The sequence below is a fragment of the Coleofasciculus sp. G2-EDA-02 genome (assembly GCF_040226375.1).
Lineage (GTDB): Bacteria > Cyanobacteriota > Cyanobacteriia > Cyanobacteriales > Coleofasciculaceae > Coleofasciculus.
Genome location: NZ_JAVKEW010000219.1, coordinates 15,078 through 37,645, shown reverse-complemented (window position 1 = coordinate 37,645; position 22,568 = coordinate 15,078). Strand labels below are relative to the sequence as shown.

Sequence of the window (22,568 nt, the reverse complement as noted above, 5' to 3'; positions counted from 1 at the left end):
GTTGTCTGGTAGTTTGGCTTTCAAAGTAGATGCTCATTACACTTCTGTGGCTTGTCCGTGCTGCGGTCATACATCTAAAGAAAATAGACCCAACAAGGGTTTAACTTTTGTATGCCAGCAATGCAGTTATACTCTCCATGCCGATTTGGTTGGTGCCAGGAATGTTGCGCTTAGAGTGTTGCTCTCTCGGCAAGACTGGGAGAGTACGGGGCGTTTTTCAGCCGTCCCTGATGCGTCGTCGGACGAAGCCAAAGGTGAGCGCCTCTCCAGGTACTCGCAGTTGAGGTGGACTACAGATGCAATCCCCAACTGAGCGCGAAGCGACGCCTCAAGGCGAAGCTGAGTAAGTTGGGGTAGTTGAAAGTTGATAACTCGCACCTACCCATCCTCAAATTGACTAACTGCGAGTGCGGTCAGATTGTTAATCTTAATGTAATAGTTTCATCTAGACAGTTAATTGAGACTGTCTTGTGTCAACCAAAGTTCTATGCCCTGGTCTCGAATTTTTAGTGGAATTGTAGCGATTACCCTAGCGATGGGGATGATTGTAGCGGGAGGATGGTATTTTACCCTCGGCCTGTGTGTCATCGTCTATTTGGGTCAATTGGAATATTTTCAACTGGTTCAGGCAAAAGGAATTGCGCCTGCGGCTAAAACGACGTTAGTTGTGAGTCAGCTTTTATTGGTGACAGCCGCCCTTAACTCTAATCTTACGGATGCTGCCTTTCCCATCGCCGGAACCTTGATTTGTTTTTACCTGCTCTTTCAACCCAAAATGGCGACGATTGCGGATATTGCCGCTTCGATTTTGGGATTACTCTATGGCGGTTATCTGCCTAGCTACTGGATACGATTGCGTGTTGGCTTAGATGGAGGGGTTTCATTGCCACTGAATGCTACAGCTAGCATCAATAGTTTCTCCTTCAATGGCTCTTGGCTTCACCCTTGGACTAACCTAACGGTTCTGTCCCAAGGTTTAACTGTTACTCTACTCGCCTTTGGCTGTATTTGGGCAGCCGATATTGGTGCCTATAGTTTTGGCAAGTTTTTTGGTCGAACTCCCCTTTCGAGTATTAGTCCCAAAAAGACAGTAGAAGGCGCAATTTTTGGGCTTTGCGCTAGTGGAGCAGTGGCTATGGCTGGGGCTTGGTATCTGCAATGGTCGAATTGGCAACTCAGTGGATTTGTTTTCGGCACCTTAATTGGGGTGGCTAGCCTTTTGGGAGACTTAACCGAATCAATGATGAAACGAGATGCAGGTGTCAAGGATTCAGGACAATTAATTCCTGGTCACGGTGGTATTTTAGACCGCACAGACAGCTATGTTTTTACGGCTCCCTTAGTGTACTATTTCATTACCCTCTTGCTGCCTCTGTTGCCGCCTTTTAGTTAAGGCGAAAAGCCAAATCTGTGATTTGACCTGGAGCCTGGTTTTGACGCTTGGGCGGGTTTTCTTACTCAGTGATCACTGCTCCCGCCCACCTCTACCATAAGACAATTGAACCCGGTAATTAATTGTCCTCAGGATCGTTGTCCAGTTGCGTGAGAGTATAATGGGCAATAGCTAAACTTAAGCGCACCTGCTCAATGGGCGATAATTCAGACCATTTGACTGAGCCAACAGTGCCAAAGTCTTGATTGCCTCGCATAGCGTAAGCCCACGGACGGGCAAAAATTAACAGATCATCTTCACTCCAGTTCGGCAATAACGGTTTAACGCATAAAACAAGCTTATCGGCGAATGACTGATTCATGGACAACGCCTGTTGAGCTTGGTCGGCGATCGCGTCCAACCAAGACGCCGGAACGCCGGAAAACCGTTGAGCCAATGACCGCTTCACAGATGCTGAACCTGAAGAATCTGAGGGCGTCAGAGATGTCCAGCACTGGTGCAAGCGATTGAATAGGGTTTGTGAGCCTGAGGTAATTTCCGCCGGTGTTTGACAAGCATCCAGAGAAAATCCCGCTTCCAGATCTGCCAAATAGTCTTGGGCTTCGGGTTCAGCGGGATTCCAGGGATAACAATTGTCGTCGGGTTGCCAGAGTACTTCTATGAGTTCTCCTTGGGCTTGACTCAAAGCATCTTGATAATTTCGGTATGGTTTATGTTGACTGGTCATAATACCCCTTCTGTGATCTTTGGTGTAGATGAAAATTGATAGGAATAGCTACATCAGCACTCTCGAATGTTCCGTAATCATTCAGAAAATTAAGGTTGATGCCGATAATTGGCGCAATTGGGGGAACGGTTGAATTCACCTGTGTGACCCTCGGCTTGAATCCCTATGCTTCTAAGATTTGTTAAGTTTTTGGATTAAATGTTTTCAATAATAAATTCCAAGGTTTGACTTTGAGTACTGCCAAATTTTAGCTGGCTACCCGACTCCAATGGCACTTCCTGATGGTGGATTCTCTGCCACCCATCTGCTCGTAAAATATGAGTGCCGTTGCGAGAAAAATCACGCAGGAAGTAAGTTGGGATTTGTTCGGGATGGGTGAAGGTATCGCGACAGATAATTTCTGCATGTTTATAGCTAACCCACATTTCCTCATCCAAAACCAAATCATTCTCCTGTCCGCGTCCCACACGCATCAGCCCACCGCGAATTCGCCAAACTTTACCGGTTGAGTTCAAGGAACGCAAGCAAGCTGTGGGGGTTTGTACGCCATTCCAGTGGCTGGGCATAGGGGGAAGCTCAGTAATCCCTTCTGCTAAGGAAGCAATCAACTGTCCTGGGAACTCCGGATGCATGTAAAGCACAGGTAACGTCCAAGCCGGTTGGTTGAACTTGTAGAGCGTGAGTAATTGTTGTCTAGCAACAGCGACAGCTTGATCAATAGGCATCCGGGTAGCTAGGGCTTGGGCAAGACTTTGGATAAAACTCAAGGCTTCGTGATCGGCAATGGAGTCGCGCATACCCAAAACGGCGGGTACACCATGGTGAATTAACACCTCAGCTAAGCTACTCCGGGGAATCGTTTGACCTCCCACCTGATCCGGTTGAGCGCCCCAACAGGTATTGAATACCGCCAAGGTCACTTGATTCCGAACCAAGACTTGAGCCAATTCTGTGCCATTGATGGTGGCGTCTGGACTTAAAAATAATAAACCCCCATCGGGAGCCGGTTCACCATGACCGGCATAAAAAAGGATATTATAACCTCCTGTGTCCAAGGCAGCAATTAAATCAGCAGGTGTTGGTTGTATCAGCTTTTCGACAAAGCAGGGAACGGCTGTGGGGTTGAACTTTTGACAGGATTGGAAAACTTTTTCTAAAACCCCTGCCTCTTGTTCAAGCTGGAGGCGGGCGGCTGAATGGTTACCACTGGAGCGGTGGATATCTTGTCCAAATACGAGCAGGATATTGAGAGCTTGATCGTGGCGGATTAGTGGTTTGAGAGAGTCAACATTACTCGTCGTGCGGCTAAACAGCAGTTGAGTAGACAGAGAAATAGCGGGTTTACCTGCCATTTCCTGCATAATTTCCCAGGGGAGGGGGATAAGTTCAGGATGTCGAATTTCCAAGCGCACGCGCAGGGATGTATTTTGTCCCCGAGCAATCCCGCGACTTTCAGCCAATGTTGTTTGAATTGAACCCGCAAATAGCCAATTCCACAAATCTATTCCCAACTGCTGCATCAGTCGTCCGCCGTAGCTAATCGTCTGCGTCGTGGCGTTTTCGCTCTGGGGCGATAATGTTGGTGTAGGCGTCAAGGGATGAGGCAGGGGCAATAGGGGAGGCAAATTCCCTGTAGAAAACATTTGTTGCCATGCCAACCACGTTTGAGTCAGAGTGGGAGACCAAATTGAGTCATGATGAACATAACCCCCAGGATAAGGAGCTTCAATCACCCACACAGCAAAGTTATCTGCCCCAGCCGTAGACAGACGTGCGATCGCTAAACTGAGGCAAGGAATTTCGATATCAGACATTCAACGCCCAAATGTAGAGCAACATTTTTCTTATTAGTCTACCGAGTCTTGGCTAGGGTTTGTGTATCCAGTCTACTTCCTCAAGAGTGCTAAGTGTCGTTACTAGACCGACGCTCTAAGGGGATTTAGGAGAACTTAGGGCAGGAGTTGAAGCCTCAGAGGGAGGTTCACTTGTACACACACCCAATTGTTCGGATGTTGGGTTGAAATTTAATTCAAAATTTGAGCGAATATTGACAACTTTTATCCAACCTCTATCCCCTGGCTGAACCTGAGGATAAATAGTGCCGCGCTCTTTTGCATCCGATAGAGTCGGGGATTCTGGGGTAGAGTTGGCAGACTGTTCAATTGCTGTCTGTACCGATTGTGTGTCGGCGCTTCGTGTCCCCGCCGAACAAACTCTCAATTTGAGCCAATCATCTTCCCCAGAATCGGACGATTGCCGAATAACTTGCAGCACACTCCCTCTCGGAACTAACCGAATCGGTGAGAGATTTTCCTCCGGAGGCTTTAGTCGCAGTAGTAACGGAACATCTTGTCCTTCTGCATTGGTAATAGTTGAGCGAGTCACTCGCATCAGTGTCAAGTTCTCCAAGGACGAAACCGTTTCAGGCGTTGGCGTTGAACGAGCCGTTGGAGATGGAGTCACTGACACGGATACTGGAGGAGCAGAATTAGAACTCTGGCTGACAAACCCTTGTATCCAACGCCGAGGTAATAATAGGTAAGCCATTCCTGCACCCACCACTAACAGTACAACAATTGCTAATAGCAGTTCCCAAGGACGCCGCTTCGGTCTGATCAATTGTTGAGTTTTCTGCTGGGACGGTACAATGGCGGCTACCTTGGGCATTTGCGATGTTATCGGCAAAGGCAACGATTCCGGCTGAGGCGGCGCCAGTTCTGTTGGTTTTGTGTCCCCTGATGCCGTTACCTGACAGTAGATCAATGCCAAGGTAACATTATCATGACCATTTTGCCGATTAGCAATCTCGATGAGATGCTTGGCGGCGGTTGGTACATCAACCTGCCCGTCCAGAATGGGCAGAATTTCGGTTTGCCAATATTGTTCCACTCGGTCATGGTCACTCAGACCATCGGAACAGAGGAGAAATACACTATCTTCATCAAGGATAAACCGCTGGGTGGTTGGATGTAATGTGGTAGACGATGCCATGCCCAAAGCCTGAATCAATGAACCGGAGCTGGGCTGTCGCACAGCATAGCGGTAAAAGGTGTAACCCAATCGCACTTCACGGGAGGCTAGATCATCATCTTGGGTAATTTGATGACAACCTTGGCGCGTCACCCAGTAAACGCGACTGTCTCCGACATGAGTGATGTATATTTCATGGGCGCTGGTTTGAGCCATGACCACGGTTGTACCCATCCGCTGTCGCTCTGAGCGATATTCGCTATCATTTTGCTGGCTGATGGCGTCATTAGCGGCACAGGCAGCTTGTTCGAGTTGCAGCGTCAGGTGGGTTGGGTTCCAATGGTCACGATCAAAATTGAGGCGTTCCACTTGCTCTCGCAAAATGTTAATCGCTAACCCCGAAGCAATTTCACCGCCCTCATGTCCGCCAATCCCGTCACAGACGATGGCTAAGGCATTTTCATCCGTTGACGGACTCTGTAGTAGTCCAATCGGTGGGTAACAAGCATCTTCATTGTGGTGGCGAACTGGACCCGAATCTGTACTGGTAAAAATCTGATAACGACGAGATTGCCATTGTCCACAGTCTTTGATTGCCTGATCAAGTAGTCCCACCAGTTGTTCGGCGGTGCGAATTTTTCCTTGGATCAGTTGATCACAGAGTTGGTCTAAAAACGGCGTCGCGGGTGAGGATGCTTCTGGAATGAATTGAGACCAGCACTGACCGAGTTGTTTGAGCGTCGGTGCCGCATCCCGCCTTAGTTCCAATAGATGCAGGATAGAGCCTTCTGGACGCAGCCAATTGGGATTGAGCAAACTTGTCGCCACCCCTTCATGGCTTAAGGGTTGCCACAGATTGGCGATTTGCCACAACCAGTTGAGTTGACGTATGGCTGGTGCTTCTTTCCAGACTCGACTCAGGGGAGGAAATAGTTGTCCTTGAGATCCAGCCGCATCGGTTTCCTGAATTGGCGCCTCTTCCAATAGCCAGATTTGTGAACCTGGTTGTTCTCCACTGCCTGTCAGCCGCCCGTATACTTGGGGAATATGTAAGCCATAGGGAGATAGTCTTAAATAGGGCAACAACTCCGGCGGAATTTCTTGAGGGGTATCCGGTGGCGTTGCTGGTTTGGTATCGAGTAAAATCCGCTCATTGACCAACACATAACGGTTGGCGATTATTGATTCGAGCTGATATGCTTCTATGCCCGATCCCAGCGCCCACAGATAACGCCGCTTCATGGGCGTGCGACAGTTCTGACAGAACTTATTGACAGGGGGATTGGCAGCCTGACAGCGGTAGTTAGGGCAGTGAAGGGTTGCTGCAGGATTGTCCATGGAAACACTCTTGGCTACGTCTAGCTAGTAATAAGTTGGCGATTGAAGTCGCACTGCCGCGATCGCGATGCATCTCTATTCTAGGATTACCGAAATAAGCCTACTGATTACAAATTCTAGCGTCTGATTCAAGAAGCCGTTTACTTATCTGAGGTATAAATGGTTTCAGAAGGCTCTGACTCTTGATCGGGTTGGCGATTCATCAACTCTAGGCTACTGAGTCGCAATAGACGGGGCCACAGCCATAAAAAGTAAAACCACCAAACCAAAATGGGGGTAGTCACTATCACAGTTATCCAGAGCGTTTTGGCTAGAACCCAACTCCCCGTGATGATTACGACTCCGGTCAGGAGAATTGACCAAGGCTGACACCACCACGGTTTATAATTCCAAGGATTCAGGGGATCTTTGACAGACAACAGTTGCCTCTATTGGAAAAAATAACTTTATTTATAATACTTTTTTGTGACTTAGAGGAGTCGCTTCGGAAAATTCCCACTCCAGGAAGCGGTTGACTTCAGTTTCTGAGTATTGCTGATCAGCTTAACACAGTGCCAACAGACATGCCCAAGCCCGATGATGACACCTCCGATGATCACTCCTTTGAGGAGCTCAACTCCCCTGCGAGTGTTGAAATTAAACAGCTTATGGAGCAAATTGAGAACTCCCATGACCTGTTGTACAAAATGATTAACCTGGAAATGTGGGCATTAGCCGAAACGATGGATGAGTTTATTCCAGGTTTTTGGAGTCGTTTTTTGGAAAATCGGCGTTTAACCCTCAAACAATTTCTACAGAACAATTCTCACTCTAGAAAGAGGTAAATCTCCCCGTAGAGTTTTTATGATCACACTAGACAGGCAAAGTACGAGGATCTTATGAATAAGCCAGAACGCCCAGATACCAATGATACGCTCAATCCTGGCGATAAAGTCTCGCCAGAGGAGCAAACCCTAGAGCAAAAAGCACAGAAAGTCGCCGTTGATGCTCCTGATATTACCGGTGATCACATTGAAGTCCCCACTTACTTCACCGTAAAAGACGAAGACGGGCAAGAAAAAGCTCTACACCATATTCAGGATGCAGAAGAAATTTCTGATGTGATTCGCCAAGCACGCACCGATGAACAAGGCAATCGCACTTGGCGTTAGGGTTGAATTTAAGAGTCCTGAGACACAACCTGCGGCAATCCCATGCTATAGTTCATTGCCCGACACTCTAGGTTGTAGCTAATCTCGCCCTTTTGTAGGAGCGATCGCATATAATGCTCTAAATCGGAGCCGACACGGCGAAGATTGTATTCGGTCAAATCTTCTCCGCTATAGGCTTCGACAAATTCATCAAACTTACGATAGATTTTTTGCAGGGCATCTTCACTCCAATTAAATTCATTATCGGGGTCAACGTCTAGTGTCAAAACATTGTTACTCTCGACTAATTGACTGTTTTGCACCTCGGCAGCGTAGATGCGAATGTGACGAGTTGTCGATTTGAGCAGCATGAAAACCCTCCGAGTTTGGACAATATTTTCCTTTATTAATTGTAAACCTTTGTAAATACACTACCCAAATTATCTTCCGGCGAGAAAGAACCCAGCTAAGCTACCCCAGATCGGCTTAGTCCCTTGGTCTGAGTCCCGCCCCATTCCCAATGACGCGGTTAAGTCAGGAGCAATAAGACCCACGCCATAATTTTTAATTTGGCGCTGGCATACACTGGACTTCCCCAACCTCATTGTTGTAAATTGACATGGACTTCGATATAGATGCTCACAAAGCTAGTTGAAATTGCTGCACCATGAGTTGATTCTTGAATTCGATCATCAACAACCAACGCAAATCAAACGAACTAGTACCGCGCGGCTCGCGGGAATGGAAACTGCCTGTGCAGACGGTCTACCGGGGACTCAAATGTACTCGTCTGAGTCTAGGTAAGTGTCGAAATCCCGCCAGGGAAAAACCAGGAAATCCAAGTTGTGAAGCTTGGAAGCCCAGACCAGAATCTTGGATTTGGTGTGGGATGATGTCACAACAGTCAGCCATAGCTACCAATCCATAGCTTAACCAAATATGCACGATTCGATGGATGATATCGCCAAACAAGCTCATCAGGGCAGCGTGGCGGCGATAATTCAAATTCTGAATCAACAGTTAGCCTACGCTCGCGTCAGAACTCGAGCGGTTTTTGCAGATGGCGTGTTACACCTGTTGTGTGAAGCACCTGTAGTCGAACCCCTTGAGCGCTCCGTACTCGTCAAGAAAATTCAACAAATCCTGGAAGACATTGCACCGCGTACCATTCGTCGGGTAAACATTAACAGCCGCATTGTGCAGGAGCAACAATTGCTATGGTTAGAAGAAATTAGCCGTAACCCCGACCATCTCTTGTGGTCTCAAGACATCGTGCTGAGTAAGCCTAACTTGCTTCAGCAAGGGCTAAAGGCACTTCGCACTCCTAAAGCTGAACCGAGGAAGAAAACTCAGCTGCCCAAGGTGTCCTCCCGCAAACCGAAGGAAAACCATCGTTTCCGCCGCAGTCTTGTTGGTGGTATTAGCGTTAGCCTATTCTTACTCTTAGCCGGTTGGTTGGTTTATGATCGCCTAATTCCCACACTAAACGCCAGTACCACTCCTAAAGAACCAACCCCTCCCCCCCAACCTGCCTCAACTTCAGCAACAGCGACACCCTCTGATCCATTTGCTGAAGCTGTGCGACTAGCCATCCAAGCCGATGCGGCGGGGACAACGGCGAATACAGCGGCTCAGTGGTTAGATATAGCAGCAGCGTGGGAAAAAGCATCGACTCTGATGAGTACCGTTAAGCCCGATCATCCCCGTTATCAAATAGCTCAAGATCGGGTTATCCTTTATCGCCAAAACAGCCAACTGGCTCAACAGCAAGCAAAACAAAGACAATCTGAGTAAGTTGTCATTTGTCATAAACCTGTGAAATCATGGGGCAACATTTTGAGGAAAGTAGAGATACGGTTGGGTCTTAACCCGATGAAGTAGGGGATGTAGGTAAGTCGTAAGCCTAACGCAGCTCATTTTGCCATAAAACCTTACAGTATTAAGGAGGAGACCGATGGTTTCTCGCTCCTGTTTCCTCATTCATTACATGCAAAAGGCAGAATGCTGACCCAGGCTACGCCCAAGCCACCCCGTTGGCAACGACGCAATTATTCGCCCCTCGCTCGCCAGATTGACATTTTTCAGTCGGCGGCGAAGTTTATGTTCTATTTGTGGTGGGACAAAACCATTGCCAATGATACGCCCAATCACCGAAATCGCCGCGCTCAGTGGCTGGTGGGGGCGTTGCTGGATTTAGGTCCAACGTTTATTAAAATTGGGCAAGCCCTCTCGACTCGTGCTGATTTACTGCCCTTAGAATACATCGAGGCATTGGGGCATTTACAGGATCGGGTTCCGGCATTTAGTGGGGCGGAAGCGATCGCGGTGATCGAAGCCGAACTGGGTCAGTCTATTCATGCATTATATCGGGAGTTTGACCCTTTTCCCCTGGCTTCGGCTAGTTTGGGTCAAGTTCACAAAGCACGGTTGCATACCGGGGAAGATGTAGTGGTTAAGGTGCAGCGTCCGGGGATTGAACGACTTTTTAATTTAGATTTTAAGATTATACACGAATTGGTGCGATTTGGTAATCGGTATTTGCCTTGGATCAGAAAGTACAAACTTGAAGCAATTTATCGCGAATTTTTTGATTTGCTCTATCAAGAAGTAGACTATATCCAAGAAGGCAAAAATGCCGATCGGTTTCGGGAAAATTTTAATAATTATCCGGGAATTCTGGTGCCTACGGTTTATTGGCGCTACACGACGAAGAAGGTACTCACACTAGAATATATGCCCGGTATCAAGATTGATGATCGCCAAAGCCTAGAAGCCTGTGAAATCAATACTAATGATGTAATTCAACGGGGAATTAGTTGTTATCTAAAACAGTTATTAGAAGACGGTTTTTTCCAGAGTGATCCGCATCCAGGGAATATGGCAGTGTCTCAGGACGGCAGTATTATTTTCTATGATTTTGGCACGATGGCAGAGGTAAAATCGATTGCTAGAGACCAAATGATTAAGACCTTTTTTGCTGTTCTTCGGAAAGATACGGATGAGGTTGTGGATACCCTGACGTATATGGGGTTAATTGAACGACAACCGGATATGACCCCGGTTAAACGCTTAGTCGCCTTTATTTTAGAACGGTTTCGGGAAAAGCCAATCGATGTGCGAGAATTTGAGGCATTGGGGAATGAATTGTATTTGATGTTTGAGCAGCAACCCTTTCGCTTGCCCGCACAAATGACGTTTATTTTAAAATCGTTAACGACACTTGATGGGATTGCTCGTGCCTTAAATCCAGAATATAATTTATTAGCCGCTAGTCAACCTTTTGTGAAAAACCTAACGGTTGCTAAAGGGCGGGGAGACGTGGTTAAAGAACTGGCAAGACAAGCCAGAGATTTTATTAAATATCGGTTAAATAAGCCCAGTTCTACGGAACTGTTAATTCGCCGCCTAGAAGCCCGAATCGAGCAAGGGGAACTACAAGTGAGAGTGCGTTCCCTGGAGAGCGATCGCGCCTTACAACGAATTCATTTAGCGATTAAGAGTTTGATTTATGCCTGTTTGACTGGGTTTGCATTATTGGCAGGAACGGTATTATTATTAGTGCCGCATACGGGTTGGGCAATTGCCGCGTTTACATTGTCGGGGTTTTGGTTGATCATTTTGTTGTATTCTTTAGTTCAGTTGGCGGTGACGGAAAAATTAGAGAAAATGACTCGTCGGTAGATAATGTATTATTCAGCTTTTAGTTAACAAGTTAAATTGACGTAATATTTAATAGTCGGATAGTCGTAAGTTGGGTTGACGTAGGAAACCCAACAAAAATTAGTGACACTAAAATGCAATAACTTATTGGTGTTTGAATCGCCGACGCTTAATCCACCACTTGGCTAACTTAAAGGCAACAAACGCCAAAATAAAGCTACCGAAGAATGAGATAATAAACTGCACTTTACTTTCTAAAGTGCCATAGATTAACCGTGAGCTTTTATAGCACGCTCAAATTCGGTACTGTTGCGGTTTTGTGCTTGTTGCAGGAGTTGACAGTTGGGGACATAATTCACGCCTTTGGGGAACCATTCCTGTAGGGGCGCAAGGCTTGCGCCCTCATCTCGACAGATGAAGGGAAGGGCGTGGAGGGGTAAAAGGTGTAGGTAACGATGGGGGATGAGGATCAGTTTTTTGCAGGTAGGCTATCCCTTCTTGCCACTGATGTCCTAGCTTTTTTGCCAGATTAAGGTAATTGGTAAAAGTCGCGATCGCCTCGTGCCATTTTTTCCCCTGATAATAGACAATCCCCAAGTTTCCTAGGGCTTCGCATTCCGCCACGCGATCGCTACTCGCTCTCGCTGCTATTAACTGTTGCTGTAGGGTTAAAATTGCTGCTTGAGCAGTTGGCGTATTCATGTGTAAACTCAAACTTTTAATTCCTTTTCCGGAATCGTTGACGGATAAGATTTGGTTTGTAGTAAAGGCTTTAGCCTAAATTCCGTTGGGTTTCCTGCGTCAACCCAACCTACAATCTATTCCACCATTTTAGCTGTGCCACACCACTAAGTCGGGGCGGGTTTAGTTGCATCTGGGTAAACCCGAAACGATAATAGTGAAACCCGCCCCTACAGACGAACCATTATAATATTCCATTTAGTCAATATGTTCTGGTTGGGTATAGTTAAACTCTAAAATGGACTTAAACTCCTAGGGAGCATCCCGTTTTGGACAAAGCATTACCTCAAGTAAGGCAATTGCAAGGGTTTCAGCCCCATTCAAAGAGCCAACGTGCCAAATTGGGATGCTCCCAACTCCTATCCAGTCGTCTTTAGACGACTTAAGCTTTCAGCCTTGGGTTTAAACCCAAGGCTGATTCATGCTCTTTCTAATTCGATTGCTGGAGAACCTCACTAGCCGATATTCCCTCACCCTGAGAACCAAAATACCAAAGGGCGGCGGCGGCTTCCGCTTGCGTGACTGGCTTCTTCGGTTGAAACAGAGTAGTGTAACCAAAAACGCGACGGATAATCGATTGTTCCCCATTTTGAAAATCTGCCAAAACTGCCCGCAACGCCTTCGGGTCAATCTTGCTAGCATCTTGGAATCCCCAGGTTTGCTGCACTGCATCCAGAGAAGCTGAAGGTAATCCCTGACGAATATCTAATGGGACTTTCCATAAAATTAGATTTTCTCGCGTTAAGGGTGCATCAGTGCGGAAAAGAACTTCTGTAGAATTACCACTCAAAGGACTAGGAATTAACCCTGCTTCTGCTAATCCCTGAATTGCGCCAAAATCAGGATCACTGGCGGGCACATCTTGGAATGCAGGTTGAGTTGTTTCTGATGCTAAACGGATTTGTTTCCCCGGACTATTCGCATAAATCCGATTATTGGTATTAATGAGCCAACGGGCATACTGACGGCGGGTAATGATTTTGTTGGCTGCAAATGATGTACCACTATCCTCTGATTTATTGTTAGCACTAGAAGGGTCAGACGTGAGAACACCTAAGGCGGCTAAGTCTTCTACATACTGACGCAATCCTGAGGGAACGTTATCGAAATCAGTGAAGTTCTGGTTTTCACCAGATACCGAGTCAACGGATTGAGGCGTCTCTGTTACTTTCTCTGAAGACTCTGGAGAATCTGAGGGTTCTGCTGCTGTCTCGGTGCTGCTGCGGATGTACTGGATCTCAAACGTTGTACTATTGGGGTCAGTCTCTGCCTCAGTTGGGGTTTCTTGCGTATCGTTAATGGCAGTATCCGGAGGAATAGAAATCCTAACTTGTAAATCATTCCGACGCACAACAAAGGAATTCGTCCCTTCCTGATTCGGTTCAGAAATGACCTGCCAACTGCCTGATTCAAATGCCCTGCGGTAAAATGCCTGAATCTCATTACTAGGGTCAGTGGATGACCAGATGGTAAGTTGACCTTGGGCATCTGAACGAGTTAGGGGTTCAACGTTCTGTAATTGAGCGTCGGGATAACGGGGAATTACGGTAGGGAAATCTTCTGGCAGTTGCGCCGAAGAGGTTTGCCCATTAGTCTGACTGCCCAAAATTGAGGCATTATCCTCTAGGTTGGGGTCTACGGCTAAGGAACGTTCTAAGGATTGACCTGTGGGACTATTGGCGCAGGCGGTCAATACACCCACTAGGCAAGCTACGAAACCTGTAAATAGAATAGGACGTTTATCTAGCAGCACAGGGAACAGAACCAATAGATGTTTCTCTTCTCACGCTAGCGCAAAAATTTATTCTTATGTTATTTGTCCTTTCTAGATTCCCCTACCGTCCCACTTCAGATTCCCCTTCCGTCCCCTTTTTAGATCCCCCTCTTCCTTTAAAAAAGGGGGAAGCAATTAGTCGGTTTTAACCAACTTAAGCTATTAGCCAAAAACTTTATTTATTGTCGGGTTGCTACCAATGATACAATTACGGAAATGGCATCTAGTATCGTAATTGGCGACTGGTTTTTATGAAATTACAATAATCATTATAAATACAAAAGCACAAAAACATCCTGATTTATTAGGTAAAATTTCAGATGATAATGTAGAGTTAGTTAAAACTCAAATAAACTCTAAAGTCCAGTTAAAACCAGCGAATGGTTTTGAGGAAAGACGGCACGAGAGGGGAGTGTTTTGTTTCTTGGAAGCCAGGGAAGGAGGTAGGATGTCCGGACTACACTATCATTAAAAAGAGGCTTCTGCACGAGAGTGTCCATGACGGTAGCTGACGAGGTTCAAGAACGCGATCGCCTCGTGAAGGCTACCCGAATCAGTACCCCCATCGCTCAAAGACCTAGAGAGCGTGTTATCTTGACTGAAAGCCAAAAGTTTTGTGGCGGCTGGTAAGAAGTGACAGCCAGCGATTTTTAGTACAAACCTGTATGACTTTAAACAAAACGGTAAAAAATCAGTCTGCCAAGGGAGGGATTTCAAAACCTGTGGATAAACCAAATCAGTCAACGGTAGCAGCGCAATCAACCCAATCTATATCGCCGAGATCGAAGTTTTGGCAACAAGTGCGGGAAAATCTACAAATTATTGCGATCGCACTCGCCCTAGCGCTGTTGATTCGAGTATTTATTGCCGAACCGCGCTACATTCCCTCAGACTCGATGATACCGACATTGACCATCGGCGATCGCGTGGTTGTGGAAAAAATCTCCTACCACTTCAAACCCCCAGTAAGCGGAGACATCATTGTCTTTGATCCACCACCTCAACTGCAAATGCAGGGGTATACAAAAGACCAAGCCTTTATTAAACGGATCATTGCTACACCGGGTCAAATCGTACAAATTCAAGATGGCAAGGTCTATATTAATAGGGAGCCACTAGAAGAAGTTTACATTGCCGAACCACCGAACTATCAGATGGCACCCGTGCGAGTTCCGGAAGGTCAGTTATTTGTCATGGGAGATAATCGCAACAACAGCAACGACTCTCACGTTTGGGGATTCTTGCCTCAACCTAATATTATTGGTCATGCTTGTTTCCGCTTCTGGCCCCTCAGCCGATTCGGTTTAATTTGATGTCTGTAACTACAGTTGGATCAAATGGCTCAGAAAATAGATGACAATCGAAATCTACGTCAGCACAGATATTGAATCCGATGGTCCCATTCCCGGACCTCATTCTATGCTCAGCATTGCCTCGGCAGCTTACAGCGCAGACAAACAATTGATCGCAACCTTTACAGCCAACCTGGAAACCTTGCCAGGGGCAAAAGGTCATCCCAAAACCATGAAATGGTGGTCACAACAACCAACCGCTTGGGAAGCCAGCAGAGTTAACCCACAACCCCCCGAACAGGTGATGCAGAACTATCACGCTTGGCTAGAAGCATTACCGGGTGAACCGATCTTTGTTGGCTATCCTGCTGCCTTCGACTTTATGTTTGTCTACTGGTATTTGATTAAGTTTGTCGGCGATAGTCCTTTTAACCATTCGGCACTCGACATCCGCTCCTATGCCATGGCATTTCTCAAACAAGATTATCGTGAGTCAGGGAAGAAAAACCTACCCCCTGAGTGGTTGGAGGAAATGCCCCTGACTCATGTTGCTCTCGATGATGCCATACAACAGGGTAAGTTATTTTGCAATCTTGTGCACCATAACTTACACCGATAGGCAGCCGTTTCCCTTAAGAGTGGAGACCGTCAACGTAGGCTTTAATCGTCGGTAGTGCCATCATCTTTTCGTAGAAGAAATTATTGACAATTTGCATCACTTCTGCTCGTGCTGCTTCAACTTGGGGACCCAGTGGAACCCCTTCTTGCTGACGACTAATGCAGCGGGATAAACGCAGGAGATGACGGGTAATTTCTAATTCCTCTTCCCCTTCCAAAACCTTAATCACTGACAGAATCAGTTCATCCGTCTGATCAAGAATATGGTCAATATCAAACACAGTGCCTTGATCGATGGCGTCTTGAACCGTTCGCACCAGGGCGTGAACTTGATACAGTAATGCGGCGGGTTCATCAAACAGTTCACGTAGGAAGGCAGCTTCCTCATATTTTCCATTCAGCCGGAAGATGTTGTACAGCCGTTTAGCCGCTTTGCCATAGTTGGGATTATCCGGCTTAAAATATTTTTTAACTTCTTTTTCCAACTGCGTCACATAATCATCCATGACATCAGTCGAAACCTGTTTCACCAGTTTAGAAAAGATGGGAGCCGATTCAGCATCGAGGTAAATCTCTTGAAAATAACCATCTAGATAGCCGTCTAAGGGCGTGATTGTACCATCGGGAGCTTCCCAGGTAACATCCAACATATTGCTGGCGTTAGCCAATTGGCGGCGCACCGGATCGGCAATCACCCAGTCCAGTTTACACCAACCGGGCTCATCGGCGACTGAATCCCACGAGATGGTCATCGGATTTCCTTGCAAGTCAGTCACTTCAATTTGCCCAGCTACAACGTCATCAGCAGACCAAGAGATGGGAGATCCTTTGTGATAGGAACGTTCATCGCGGATCACCTCTTGAGGATAGCTACCAAATTTCAGTTCAACTAATTGAAAATTATCACCTGAGCGGCTGTTGATCGCTTTCTCACGCATAATTCGGGAGAGAATCTGGCAGGCTTCAGCCCGGGTAGGGGCAATAATATTCACTCGCTCAAAATAGTCACAGTCCCCGGGGTGAGTTTGAACCTTAGATTGAGCCGCTGAACCCGATAGTGCCAACGCTGTTTCTACAACACCAGGAACATCGTCAAATTCTACAATTCTGCCGATGGTGCGAAATCGCTCTAGATCTTTGGGATCAAAATCCAACATACTGACCTTGTGACCAAAAACCCCCGTCTCGTGATCGACGGTAATATCGCTATCTCCTGTGGCTTCGGTGATGGAATTCATCCATCGTTCCAATTCTTGTTCATTAAGTTCAACCCCTAATCGACGGGCAGATTCAATCACGCGGTTGCGTGCCTCTGTCGTTTGATCTGGTGTTGTAGTCATGTCGGATCTCCTCCAAATAAATAATTGATCAAGGATTTGATGGGTAAAGAAACCTCCAGCTCTTTGTGTCTTCTGCTTTTTGCTGTAGTCTATCAACCCAAAAATGAGGATTATATCATTTTGTCATAGTTTAACCCCAATCTCTCACAGCTTTGACAATCTTATTCCTCAAAACCCTTGCCTAGATGGGGTTTCGAGCATTTTTAGACTACCCCATAATTTTGACAGAGTTTTGCCAGCCTTTTTCTACGGTCAATCCAGGTTGTATAAACCTTTGGGCAATTGGGGTGAGAGATCCGGGGTTATTGCCAAGTTAGGAAAAACAACAAATATTAATCCCTAAAACTGCTCCTAGAAAAACCTATTTTTCTTACTTAATATGAAAAAACTCTTTTTTATTGCCCTGCTTCCTCCTCAAACCATTCAAGACTCGATTATGGAGATTAAGCAACATTGTGCTGACGTTTACCAGAGTAAAGCCGCCCTCAAATCGCCACCCCATATTACACTGCAACCCCCTTTTGCATGGGAAACCGATGCCGTACCTGTTCTCGAAGAATCTCTAAAAACCTTTGCTCAAACTAGGATACCTGTCTCCATTACCCTGCAAGGGTTTGGGGCGTTTAAACCTCGTGTTATTTACGTCAACGTTATGAAAACGCCAGAACTGATCGCGATTCAAAAGGATTTAATGGAATATCTAGAAGAATCCCTCGGTATCGTTCATGAGCGTTCTAAAAATCGTCCCTTCTCGCCTCATGTCACTGTTGCTTTTCGTGATTTGAAGCAGCATAATTTTCGCAAGGCGTGGATTGAATTTGAGAACCAACCGTTACAATTTGAGTTTTTGGCATCCCATCTTACGTTATTACTTCACGATGGTCGGCGATGGAATGTAAGGGTAGAGTTTCCCTTTTTAATATAAGCATATTACATCTTTTGACTGATGAAAAAAGTAGAGACATTGCCAGCAACGTCCCTACTGGCGTGGCACACCTAAAAAAGATGGATTAGCATTGTCGGGTGGGCAATGCCCACCAGCCTCATCTGAGCGTACTATTCATTTTAAGGAACTAAAGTGCCTACTACAAACAAACTAAGGATTCAAATAACGGGATGCCATTTGCATCGCATCAGCAATATCCACATCGCCGTCACCATCCGCATCGAGGAATGAATTTAGCACAGGATTCGATCCTTCTGGATTTTGGTTATTGGTGCCAGTTTTGAGTAAATTCAGCACCAAGGGAACTAGCATGGGTAACAGGGATTGAATGGTTGCAGCATTGAGTCCTGTCCGTTGTTCTGCTTCCTTTACTAACTGTTGGAGTTGCGGTGTACTAAAGAGTAAGTTTACCGCTTGATTGCTAGCACCTGTACCACTGAATTGGTTGATAAAAGATTGCGTCCCCTGTTCTCCTTCAGCTTCTCGCTTTTGTTGCAACGCTGGACGGGCATATTTGCCAACGATTGATAAAACTGATTGAATCGTGGAGGGGTCAGCATTGGCACTTTGGCTGAGGTTTTGCACGGTACTGAGAATACCAGCTAATTGACCAGAACTGGCTTCCTGAGAGGGGTTATTAATCGCACCGAGAATTTGATTGAATAAACTCATCGTTTTTTGGCTGTAAAGAATGTCTCTATAGATAATAGTTTTACACCATCTGTAGGGGGACGACCTGTCATGCCTCTACTCTAGGCTTGAGTTCTTAATAGATAACTGAAGTTTACTTACATTTTCCGGGGCAAGGATGGTGCCCCTACAGTTTCTGGGTGGTCGAATAAAACTGACTTAAGGCTGGTGGGCATTGCCCACCCTACGATATATCTTTTGTAAGCTCTGACACCCACCAACAACTCAAGTCCTTCGCTAAAAGCTTAAGTCTATTAAAATGGACTAAAACTAGGGATGCAGTCGTATGTGAGAAGAATGCAAGCTTTTGGTTCCTTGGGTTGAAACCCAAGGCGGTTTAACTTCTCCTTGGCATCCTAGCTATTTTCATTCTCTCATCTGCCTTCTGCCCGGAAGCCTTCTTAAACCATTATGCCCCTACCCCGCCTACTGACGCTCATTATCGGTCTCAGTATCATTCTGGGGCTAATCCTGTGGCTGATTGACTCGATTAATCGACTCTATTGGTCGTTAAATTCGCCTCTACTGGCAAATTTGCTGGTTTTATTGCTGATTATTCTACTTGTTCTGTTAATTGCCACGTTTGTCTACTACGTCTGGACATTCAGCCGCCCCAAATCGTCATCCCGCAGGCGTCGCCCTACGCCAAAAGTACCGCAGGAGAAAACGGAAGCGGCTTCTGAAACGCTAAAAGCAGTGCGACAGCAGGTGCAGAAAATTCAAGATGAGGTAGCCCAGCAAGCCCTGTTGAGTCGATCGCGTGAGATTGAGGCGACGTTAGCCCGTGGGGAACTGTTGGTTGTCATCTTTGGCACGGGTTCATCGGGGAAAACGTCCCTGGTTAATGCTCTCATTGGGCAGATGGTGGGTCAAGTGGGGGCATCGATGGGAACCACGGATCAGGGACAAACGTATACGCTAACGTTGAAGGGAATAGAACGGCAGATTTTGATTACCGATACACCCGGTATTTTAGAGGCGGGTGTGGTGGGTACCCAACGGGAACAACTGGCGCGACAGCTTGCCACGGAAGCAGATTTATTATTGTTTGTGGTGGATAATGATTTGCGACAGTCGGAATATGAACCGTTACGTCGTCTAGCTGATATTGGTAAGCGATCGCTGTTGGTTCTGAATAAAGTGGATCTCTATACTGATACTGATAAAGAAACGATTCTGGCACGGTTACGCCATCAGGTGCGCGGGTTTATTGCCGCTTCAGATGTGGTAGCCATCGCTGCCAATCCCCAGCCTGTACGATTAGAAAATGGGGAAGACTTCCAACCTGACCCTGATATCATACCCTTAATCCGCCGTCTGGCTGCGGTGCTACGCGCTGAAGGGCAAGATTTGATTGCCGATAATATTTTACTCCAGTCTCAGCGTTTAGGTGAAGACGCCCGTCGTCTAATCGATCACCAACGGCGGCGACAGGCGGAGAAAGTGGTGGAAAGGTTTCAGTGGATTGGCGCTGGAGTGATTGCGGTTACTCCGTTACCGGTGGTTGATTTGTTAGCAACGGCGGCTGTTAACGCCCAGATGGTGGTCGAAATTGGTAGAGTTTACGGCTGTGATCTGAATATGGAACGGGGGAGAGAATTGGCGCTGTCTCTGGGGAAAACCTTAGCCAGTTTGGGAATTGTTCAAGGGGCAATACAAATTTTGTCAAGGGCGCTACAATTTCAAATTGCTACCTATTTAGTTGGGAAAGCGATTCAAGGGGTAACGGCGGCGTATTTAATCCGAATTGCTGGGAAGAGTTTTATTGAATACTTTCGTCATGATCAAGACTGGGGTGATGGGGGGATGACAGAAGTTGTGCAGCAGCAATTTCAGCTTAACCGTCGGGATGAATTTATTAAAGCATTTATTCAAGACGCGATCGCACGAGTGGTTATGCCCCTGAAAGATACCTCAAAAGTGGACTCTAATCCCGATGATTGGGGTTCGTAGGGGCGCACGCCCCGTGCGCCCTGATACACCGACGTGCGCCCTGATACCAACCGTCAAGACGAACACAGGAAGTTAATCAGGGATTGGGGTATATCTTCAAAATGTTCTAACAAAAAATCCCTAATTGCCAGAGAGTATTTAAATCGCCCGCAATGAGTTTAATATCATTTGTCATTCGTAATTCGTCATAGCACCGGAAATGAGGAACAGAGCATTCATGATTTATAGTTCATAATTCATCACTTCAATAATCTGTGGTAACTGACTTACCGGGGCGGGAATCATTTCGCCGCGAAAGTCCAAAAGCTGAACCAACAGAAGGTATGCCAGTGCCAGAAGTATGGAAATGGCTCCAGTAATAATTGCCACAATTTTTGAACGATTCATTGATAAATGGGGAAGAGGTGATTGGGGAAGAGGGAAAAACAGGCAGCAGGAAAAGTTGTGGGTGAAACCATCTGGCATTTAATCTAAGAGAATATGCCGTCGCTATTCTAGTTCAATTGTTCCACCAAATGCTTTATTCTACAGCATAAGAGTTGGTCAAGTCGAACCGTTGCTAAATACAATTTTCTGTACCACCAACGCCCATTGTCTTATAGTTGCCCCATCCGTTCGGAGGTTATAATGGCTCAGGACTACTCCGGTCAAAACCTGCAAGGTCGCTCGTTTCGAGGTAGAACTGACTTAGCCAGTGCTAACTTCAGCCACGCCGACATCCGAGGCACAGATTTTACCAATGCTATCCTGACGGGGGCAAATTTTAGCTATTGCCAAGCGGGATTGCAGCAACATTGGGCAACGATTCTATTGCTGGTGGCTTTATTTCTATCGACGCTATCTGGTTTTATTTCCGCCTGGGCGGGTGTGATCACTGGCGCTGCGCTGATTAGTGAGAACCTAATCGAAATCTTAGCCGGTGTATTTATTCTCATCGCTTTGGGTGTTTTTGTGAGCATGACGATTCGCCAAGGGCTGATTATGGCGTTAGGGGTTTGGGTTGTGGCAATTGTGGTGGCGGCAATGGTGGCAGTTCTAACCGGAGCTACAGCGGTTGCCGTAACCGTAGTAGCTGCCAGTGCTGGAGCAGTCGCGGCGGCTATGGCGATGGCAGTCGTGGCAGCAGGAGCAGCAGCTGGTGCTGTCGCCGCTGCTAGTGCTGTGGCAGTCGTTGCGGCTGGAGCTGGTGTTGTCGCCGCAGCCGGTGCTGTAGTCGTGGTTACGGCTGGGGCATCTGTGGCAGCAGCAACCAGCGCCGCAACGGTGGCGGTGATTGTGGCGGTAGGCGTGGCTGGACTTTCTGCCTATGTAAGCTGGCGAGCCTTAATTGGGGATAAAAACTATGCTTTCATTCGTCGGATTGCAGTTGCCTTTGCTGCGATTGGGGGGACAAATTTTCAGGGAGCCGATTTAACGGAAGCAGATTTCACCCAAGCGCTGCTTAAAAGCACAAATTTTAGACAAGCGAAGGTGACGCGCACTTGCTGGTTTCAAGCGAAAAAACTCGAACTCTCCCGCGTGGGAACAACCTATTTGGAGCACCCGAAAATCCGGCAATTAGTCGTTACAGGTGAAGGACAGGAAAAAAACTTCGACAATCTTTGCTTGCCCGAAACGAATCTGCGGGGGGCTAATTTAGTGGCGGCGAGTTTCGTCAATAGCGATCTCAGCTGTGCCAATTTGCAGTCGGCTAACTTAAAGGGGGCGAAGCTAAAAAACACCAATTTAGATGGCACGGATTTAATTGGGGCTTGTCTGGTGGGCGCTTATATTGAAGAATGGAAGATCACAAGGAAAACCAAATTTGATCGGGTGCAGCGTCAGTATATCGTTCGACGATTGGGTCTGAAAAAACGACCAAAACGCTAACCCCCATCCAGAAACGGTTCGGGAAAATTTCCCACGGGATCAATCCACCCAACTTACAGTCAGACCGGGCAATGCCATCGTGTTCTGTGATCTTCACCCAGATCTAAGATAGATGTGCGTCAGCAGG

The 22,568-nt window shown here is 46.7% G+C and carries 22 protein-coding genes and 1 pseudogene; 12 read left to right on the top strand and 11 right to left on the bottom strand.

The features are described 5' to 3' along the window. Together RLO19_RS25745 and RLO19_RS25740 are read left to right on the top strand one after the other, a co-directional pair. The coding region (locus RLO19_RS25745) for a zinc ribbon domain-containing protein (protein ID WP_446360243.1) at nucleotides 1-313 on the top strand (313 nt) is incomplete at its 5' end. Between the two features lie 174 nt (nucleotides 314-487). Further along, nucleotides 488-1,393, top strand: a complete 906-nt coding sequence (locus RLO19_RS25740; protein WP_446360242.1) for a phosphatidate cytidylyltransferase — start codon at nucleotides 488-490, stop codon at nucleotides 1,391-1,393. Nucleotides 1,394-1,511: 118 nt separating this feature from the next. Here the strand turns inward: RLO19_RS25740 and RLO19_RS25735 are convergent, their stop codons facing one another. The 4 genes from RLO19_RS25735 to RLO19_RS25720 form a co-directional block, all read right to left on the bottom strand. Then, the gene (locus tag RLO19_RS25735) at nucleotides 1,512-2,120 is read right to left on the bottom strand and encodes a hypothetical protein (protein WP_446360241.1); all 609 of its coding nucleotides are present in this window, start codon (nucleotides 2,118-2,120) and stop codon (nucleotides 1,512-1,514) included. A 194-nt stretch (nucleotides 2,121-2,314) separates the two neighbouring features. After that, nucleotides 2,315-3,934, bottom strand: coding sequence for a CHAT domain-containing protein (locus tag RLO19_RS25730; RefSeq protein ID WP_446360240.1), 1,620 nt, complete (start codon nucleotides 3,932-3,934; stop codon nucleotides 2,315-2,317). A 115-nt stretch (nucleotides 3,935-4,049) separates the two neighbouring features. Then, nucleotides 4,050-6,428, bottom strand: a complete 2,379-nt coding sequence (locus tag RLO19_RS25725) for a protein phosphatase 2C domain-containing protein (RefSeq protein ID WP_446360239.1) — start codon at nucleotides 6,426-6,428, stop codon at nucleotides 4,050-4,052. 140 nt (nucleotides 6,429-6,568) lie between these two features. After that, nucleotides 6,569-6,847, bottom strand: coding sequence for a DUF6737 family protein (locus RLO19_RS25720; RefSeq protein ID WP_446360238.1), 279 nt, complete (start codon nucleotides 6,845-6,847; stop codon nucleotides 6,569-6,571). Between the two features lie 144 nt (nucleotides 6,848-6,991). On the opposite strand from RLO19_RS25720, the gene RLO19_RS25715 reads away from it, so the two are divergent. Further along, the gene (locus tag RLO19_RS25715) at nucleotides 6,992-7,252 is read left to right on the top strand and encodes a hypothetical protein (RefSeq protein ID WP_446360237.1); all 261 of its coding nucleotides are present in this window, start codon (nucleotides 6,992-6,994) and stop codon (nucleotides 7,250-7,252) included. A 54-nt stretch (nucleotides 7,253-7,306) separates the two neighbouring features. Continuing rightward, nucleotides 7,307-7,579, top strand: coding sequence for a hypothetical protein (locus tag RLO19_RS25710; RefSeq protein ID WP_446360236.1), 273 nt, complete (start codon nucleotides 7,307-7,309; stop codon nucleotides 7,577-7,579). Between the two features lie 8 nt (nucleotides 7,580-7,587). Here the strand turns inward: RLO19_RS25710 and ndhM are convergent, their stop codons facing one another. Continuing rightward, nucleotides 7,588-7,929: an NAD(P)H-quinone oxidoreductase subunit M gene (gene ndhM / locus RLO19_RS25705; protein ID WP_446360235.1), complete on the bottom strand. Its 342-nt coding sequence runs from the start codon at nucleotides 7,927-7,929 to the stop codon at nucleotides 7,588-7,590. 568 nt (nucleotides 7,930-8,497) lie between these two features. Between ndhM and RLO19_RS25700 the strand changes: the two genes are divergently transcribed. Together RLO19_RS25700 and RLO19_RS25695 are read left to right on the top strand one after the other, a co-directional pair. Next, nucleotides 8,498-9,352, top strand: a complete 855-nt coding sequence (locus tag RLO19_RS25700) for a hypothetical protein (protein WP_446360234.1) — start codon at nucleotides 8,498-8,500, stop codon at nucleotides 9,350-9,352. A gap of 207 nt (nucleotides 9,353-9,559) precedes the next feature. After that, a complete protein-coding gene (locus RLO19_RS25695; protein WP_446360233.1) occupies nucleotides 9,560-11,239 on the top strand; it encodes an ABC1 kinase family protein in 1,680 nt (559 codons plus the stop codon). A gap of 269 nt (nucleotides 11,240-11,508) precedes the next feature. Here the strand turns inward: RLO19_RS25695 and RLO19_RS25690 are convergent. From RLO19_RS25690 to RLO19_RS25680, 3 genes and pseudogenes are all read right to left on the bottom strand, one after another. Beyond that, a pseudogene (locus RLO19_RS25690) lies at nucleotides 11,509-11,706 on the bottom strand (CHAT domain-containing protein); the annotation flags it as partial. Next, on the bottom strand, nucleotides 11,621-11,920 hold the full coding sequence (locus tag RLO19_RS25685) for a hypothetical protein (protein WP_446360232.1): 300 nt from the start codon (nucleotides 11,918-11,920) through the stop codon (nucleotides 11,621-11,623). The gene RLO19_RS25685 and the pseudogene RLO19_RS25690, both read right to left, overlap by 86 nt. A 469-nt stretch (nucleotides 11,921-12,389) precedes the next feature. Beyond that, nucleotides 12,390-13,727 carry an S-layer homology domain-containing protein gene (locus RLO19_RS25680; RefSeq protein ID WP_446360231.1) on the bottom strand — a complete coding sequence of 446 codons (1,338 nt, stop codon included), beginning with the start codon at nucleotides 13,725-13,727 and terminating at the stop codon, nucleotides 12,390-12,392. Nucleotides 13,728-14,231: 504 nt separating this feature from the next. Between RLO19_RS25680 and RLO19_RS25675 the strand changes: the two genes are divergently transcribed. Genes RLO19_RS25675 through RLO19_RS25665 form a run of 3 tightly spaced genes read left to right on the top strand, consistent with a single transcriptional unit; the run spans nucleotide 14,232 to nucleotide 15,644 of the window. After that, complete coding sequence (locus RLO19_RS25675; protein WP_446360230.1) at nucleotides 14,232-14,363, top strand: hypothetical protein; 132 nt, start codon at nucleotides 14,232-14,234, stop codon at nucleotides 14,361-14,363. 35 nt (nucleotides 14,364-14,398) lie between these two features. Continuing rightward, nucleotides 14,399-15,046 (top strand): signal peptidase I, encoded by a 648-nt coding sequence (lepB, locus tag RLO19_RS25670; RefSeq protein ID WP_446360229.1) that lies wholly within the window; start codon nucleotides 14,399-14,401, stop codon nucleotides 15,044-15,046. A gap of 40 nt (nucleotides 15,047-15,086) precedes the next feature. Next, nucleotides 15,087-15,644, top strand: coding sequence for a 3'-5' exoribonuclease domain-containing protein (locus RLO19_RS25665; RefSeq protein WP_446360228.1), 558 nt, complete (start codon nucleotides 15,087-15,089; stop codon nucleotides 15,642-15,644). A gap of 13 nt (nucleotides 15,645-15,657) precedes the next feature. Here RLO19_RS25665 and RLO19_RS25660 read toward each other — a convergent pair whose 3' ends face one another. Next, nucleotides 15,658-16,983, bottom strand: a complete 1,326-nt coding sequence (locus tag RLO19_RS25660; RefSeq protein WP_446360227.1) for a hypothetical protein — start codon at nucleotides 16,981-16,983, stop codon at nucleotides 15,658-15,660. A gap of 379 nt (nucleotides 16,984-17,362) precedes the next feature. On the opposite strand from RLO19_RS25660, the gene RLO19_RS25655 reads away from it, so the two are divergent. Beyond that, entirely contained in the window at nucleotides 17,363-17,908 is a 546-nt protein-coding gene (locus RLO19_RS25655) for a 2'-5' RNA ligase family protein (RefSeq protein WP_446360226.1), read from the top strand. 171 nt (nucleotides 17,909-18,079) lie between these two features. On the opposite strand, the gene RLO19_RS25650 is transcribed toward RLO19_RS25655, so the two are convergent. Beyond that, a complete protein-coding gene (locus RLO19_RS25650) occupies nucleotides 18,080-18,601 on the bottom strand; it encodes a DUF937 domain-containing protein (protein ID WP_446360225.1) in 522 nt (173 codons plus the stop codon). A 429-nt stretch (nucleotides 18,602-19,030) separates the two neighbouring features. Between RLO19_RS25650 and RLO19_RS25645 the strand changes: the two genes are divergently transcribed. Continuing rightward, the gene (locus RLO19_RS25645; protein WP_446360224.1) at nucleotides 19,031-20,572 is read left to right on the top strand and encodes a YcjF family protein; all 1,542 of its coding nucleotides are present in this window, start codon (nucleotides 19,031-19,033) and stop codon (nucleotides 20,570-20,572) included. A gap of 222 nt (nucleotides 20,573-20,794) precedes the next feature. Here the strand turns inward: RLO19_RS25645 and RLO19_RS25640 are convergent, their stop codons facing one another. Then, on the bottom strand, nucleotides 20,795-20,959 hold the full coding sequence (locus RLO19_RS25640; protein WP_446335698.1) for a hypothetical protein: 165 nt from the start codon (nucleotides 20,957-20,959) through the stop codon (nucleotides 20,795-20,797). A gap of 240 nt (nucleotides 20,960-21,199) precedes the next feature. Between RLO19_RS25640 and RLO19_RS25635 the strand changes: the two genes are divergently transcribed. After that, nucleotides 21,200-22,441 (top strand): pentapeptide repeat-containing protein, encoded by a 1,242-nt coding sequence (locus RLO19_RS25635; RefSeq protein WP_446360223.1) that lies wholly within the window; start codon nucleotides 21,200-21,202, stop codon nucleotides 22,439-22,441. The last annotated feature ends 127 nt before the right edge of the window (nucleotides 22,442-22,568 follow it).

What these genes read in the sequence shown, in the direction of transcription:
- RLO19_RS25730 (WP_446360240.1), bottom strand. Translation starts at nt 3,934, where the DNA reads ATGTCTGATATCGAAATTCCTTGCCTCAGTTTAGCGATCGCACGTCTG.
- RLO19_RS25645 (WP_446360224.1), top strand. Translation starts at nt 19,031, where the DNA reads ATGCCCCTACCCCGCCTACTGACGCTCATTATCGGTCTCAGTATCATT.
- RLO19_RS25740 (WP_446360242.1), top strand. Translation starts at nt 488, where the DNA reads ATGCCCTGGTCTCGAATTTTTAGTGGAATTGTAGCGATTACCCTAGCG.
- RLO19_RS25695 (WP_446360233.1), top strand. Translation starts at nt 9,560, where the DNA reads ATGCTGACCCAGGCTACGCCCAAGCCACCCCGTTGGCAACGACGCAAT.
- RLO19_RS25700 (WP_446360234.1), top strand. Translation starts at nt 8,498, where the DNA reads ATGCACGATTCGATGGATGATATCGCCAAACAAGCTCATCAGGGCAGC.
- lepB (WP_446360229.1), top strand. Translation starts at nt 14,399, where the DNA reads ATGACTTTAAACAAAACGGTAAAAAATCAGTCTGCCAAGGGAGGGATT.
- RLO19_RS25675 (WP_446360230.1), top strand. Translation starts at nt 14,232, where the DNA reads ATGACGGTAGCTGACGAGGTTCAAGAACGCGATCGCCTCGTGAAGGCT.
- RLO19_RS25665 (WP_446360228.1), top strand. Translation starts at nt 15,087, where the DNA reads ATGACAATCGAAATCTACGTCAGCACAGATATTGAATCCGATGGTCCC.
- RLO19_RS25715 (WP_446360237.1), top strand. Translation starts at nt 6,992, where the DNA reads ATGCCCAAGCCCGATGATGACACCTCCGATGATCACTCCTTTGAGGAG.
- RLO19_RS25710 (WP_446360236.1), top strand. Translation starts at nt 7,307, where the DNA reads ATGAATAAGCCAGAACGCCCAGATACCAATGATACGCTCAATCCTGGC.
- ndhM (WP_446360235.1), bottom strand. Translation starts at nt 7,929, where the DNA reads ATGCTGCTCAAATCGACAACTCGTCACATTCGCATCTACGCTGCCGAG.
- RLO19_RS25725 (WP_446360239.1), bottom strand. Translation starts at nt 6,428, where the DNA reads ATGGACAATCCTGCAGCAACCCTTCACTGCCCTAACTACCGCTGTCAG.
- RLO19_RS25735 (WP_446360241.1), bottom strand. Translation starts at nt 2,120, where the DNA reads ATGACCAGTCAACATAAACCATACCGAAATTATCAAGATGCTTTGAGT.
- RLO19_RS25650 (WP_446360225.1), bottom strand. Translation starts at nt 18,601, where the DNA reads ATGAGTTTATTCAATCAAATTCTCGGTGCGATTAATAACCCCTCTCAG.
- RLO19_RS25655 (WP_446360226.1), top strand. Translation starts at nt 17,363, where the DNA reads ATGAAAAAACTCTTTTTTATTGCCCTGCTTCCTCCTCAAACCATTCAA.
- RLO19_RS25660 (WP_446360227.1), bottom strand. Translation starts at nt 16,983, where the DNA reads ATGACTACAACACCAGATCAAACGACAGAGGCACGCAACCGCGTGATT.
- RLO19_RS25640 (WP_446335698.1), bottom strand. Translation starts at nt 20,959, where the DNA reads ATGAATCGTTCAAAAATTGTGGCAATTATTACTGGAGCCATTTCCATA.
- RLO19_RS25635 (WP_446360223.1), top strand. Translation starts at nt 21,200, where the DNA reads ATGGCTCAGGACTACTCCGGTCAAAACCTGCAAGGTCGCTCGTTTCGA.
- RLO19_RS25685 (WP_446360232.1), bottom strand. Translation starts at nt 11,920, where the DNA reads ATGAATACGCCAACTGCTCAAGCAGCAATTTTAACCCTACAGCAACAG.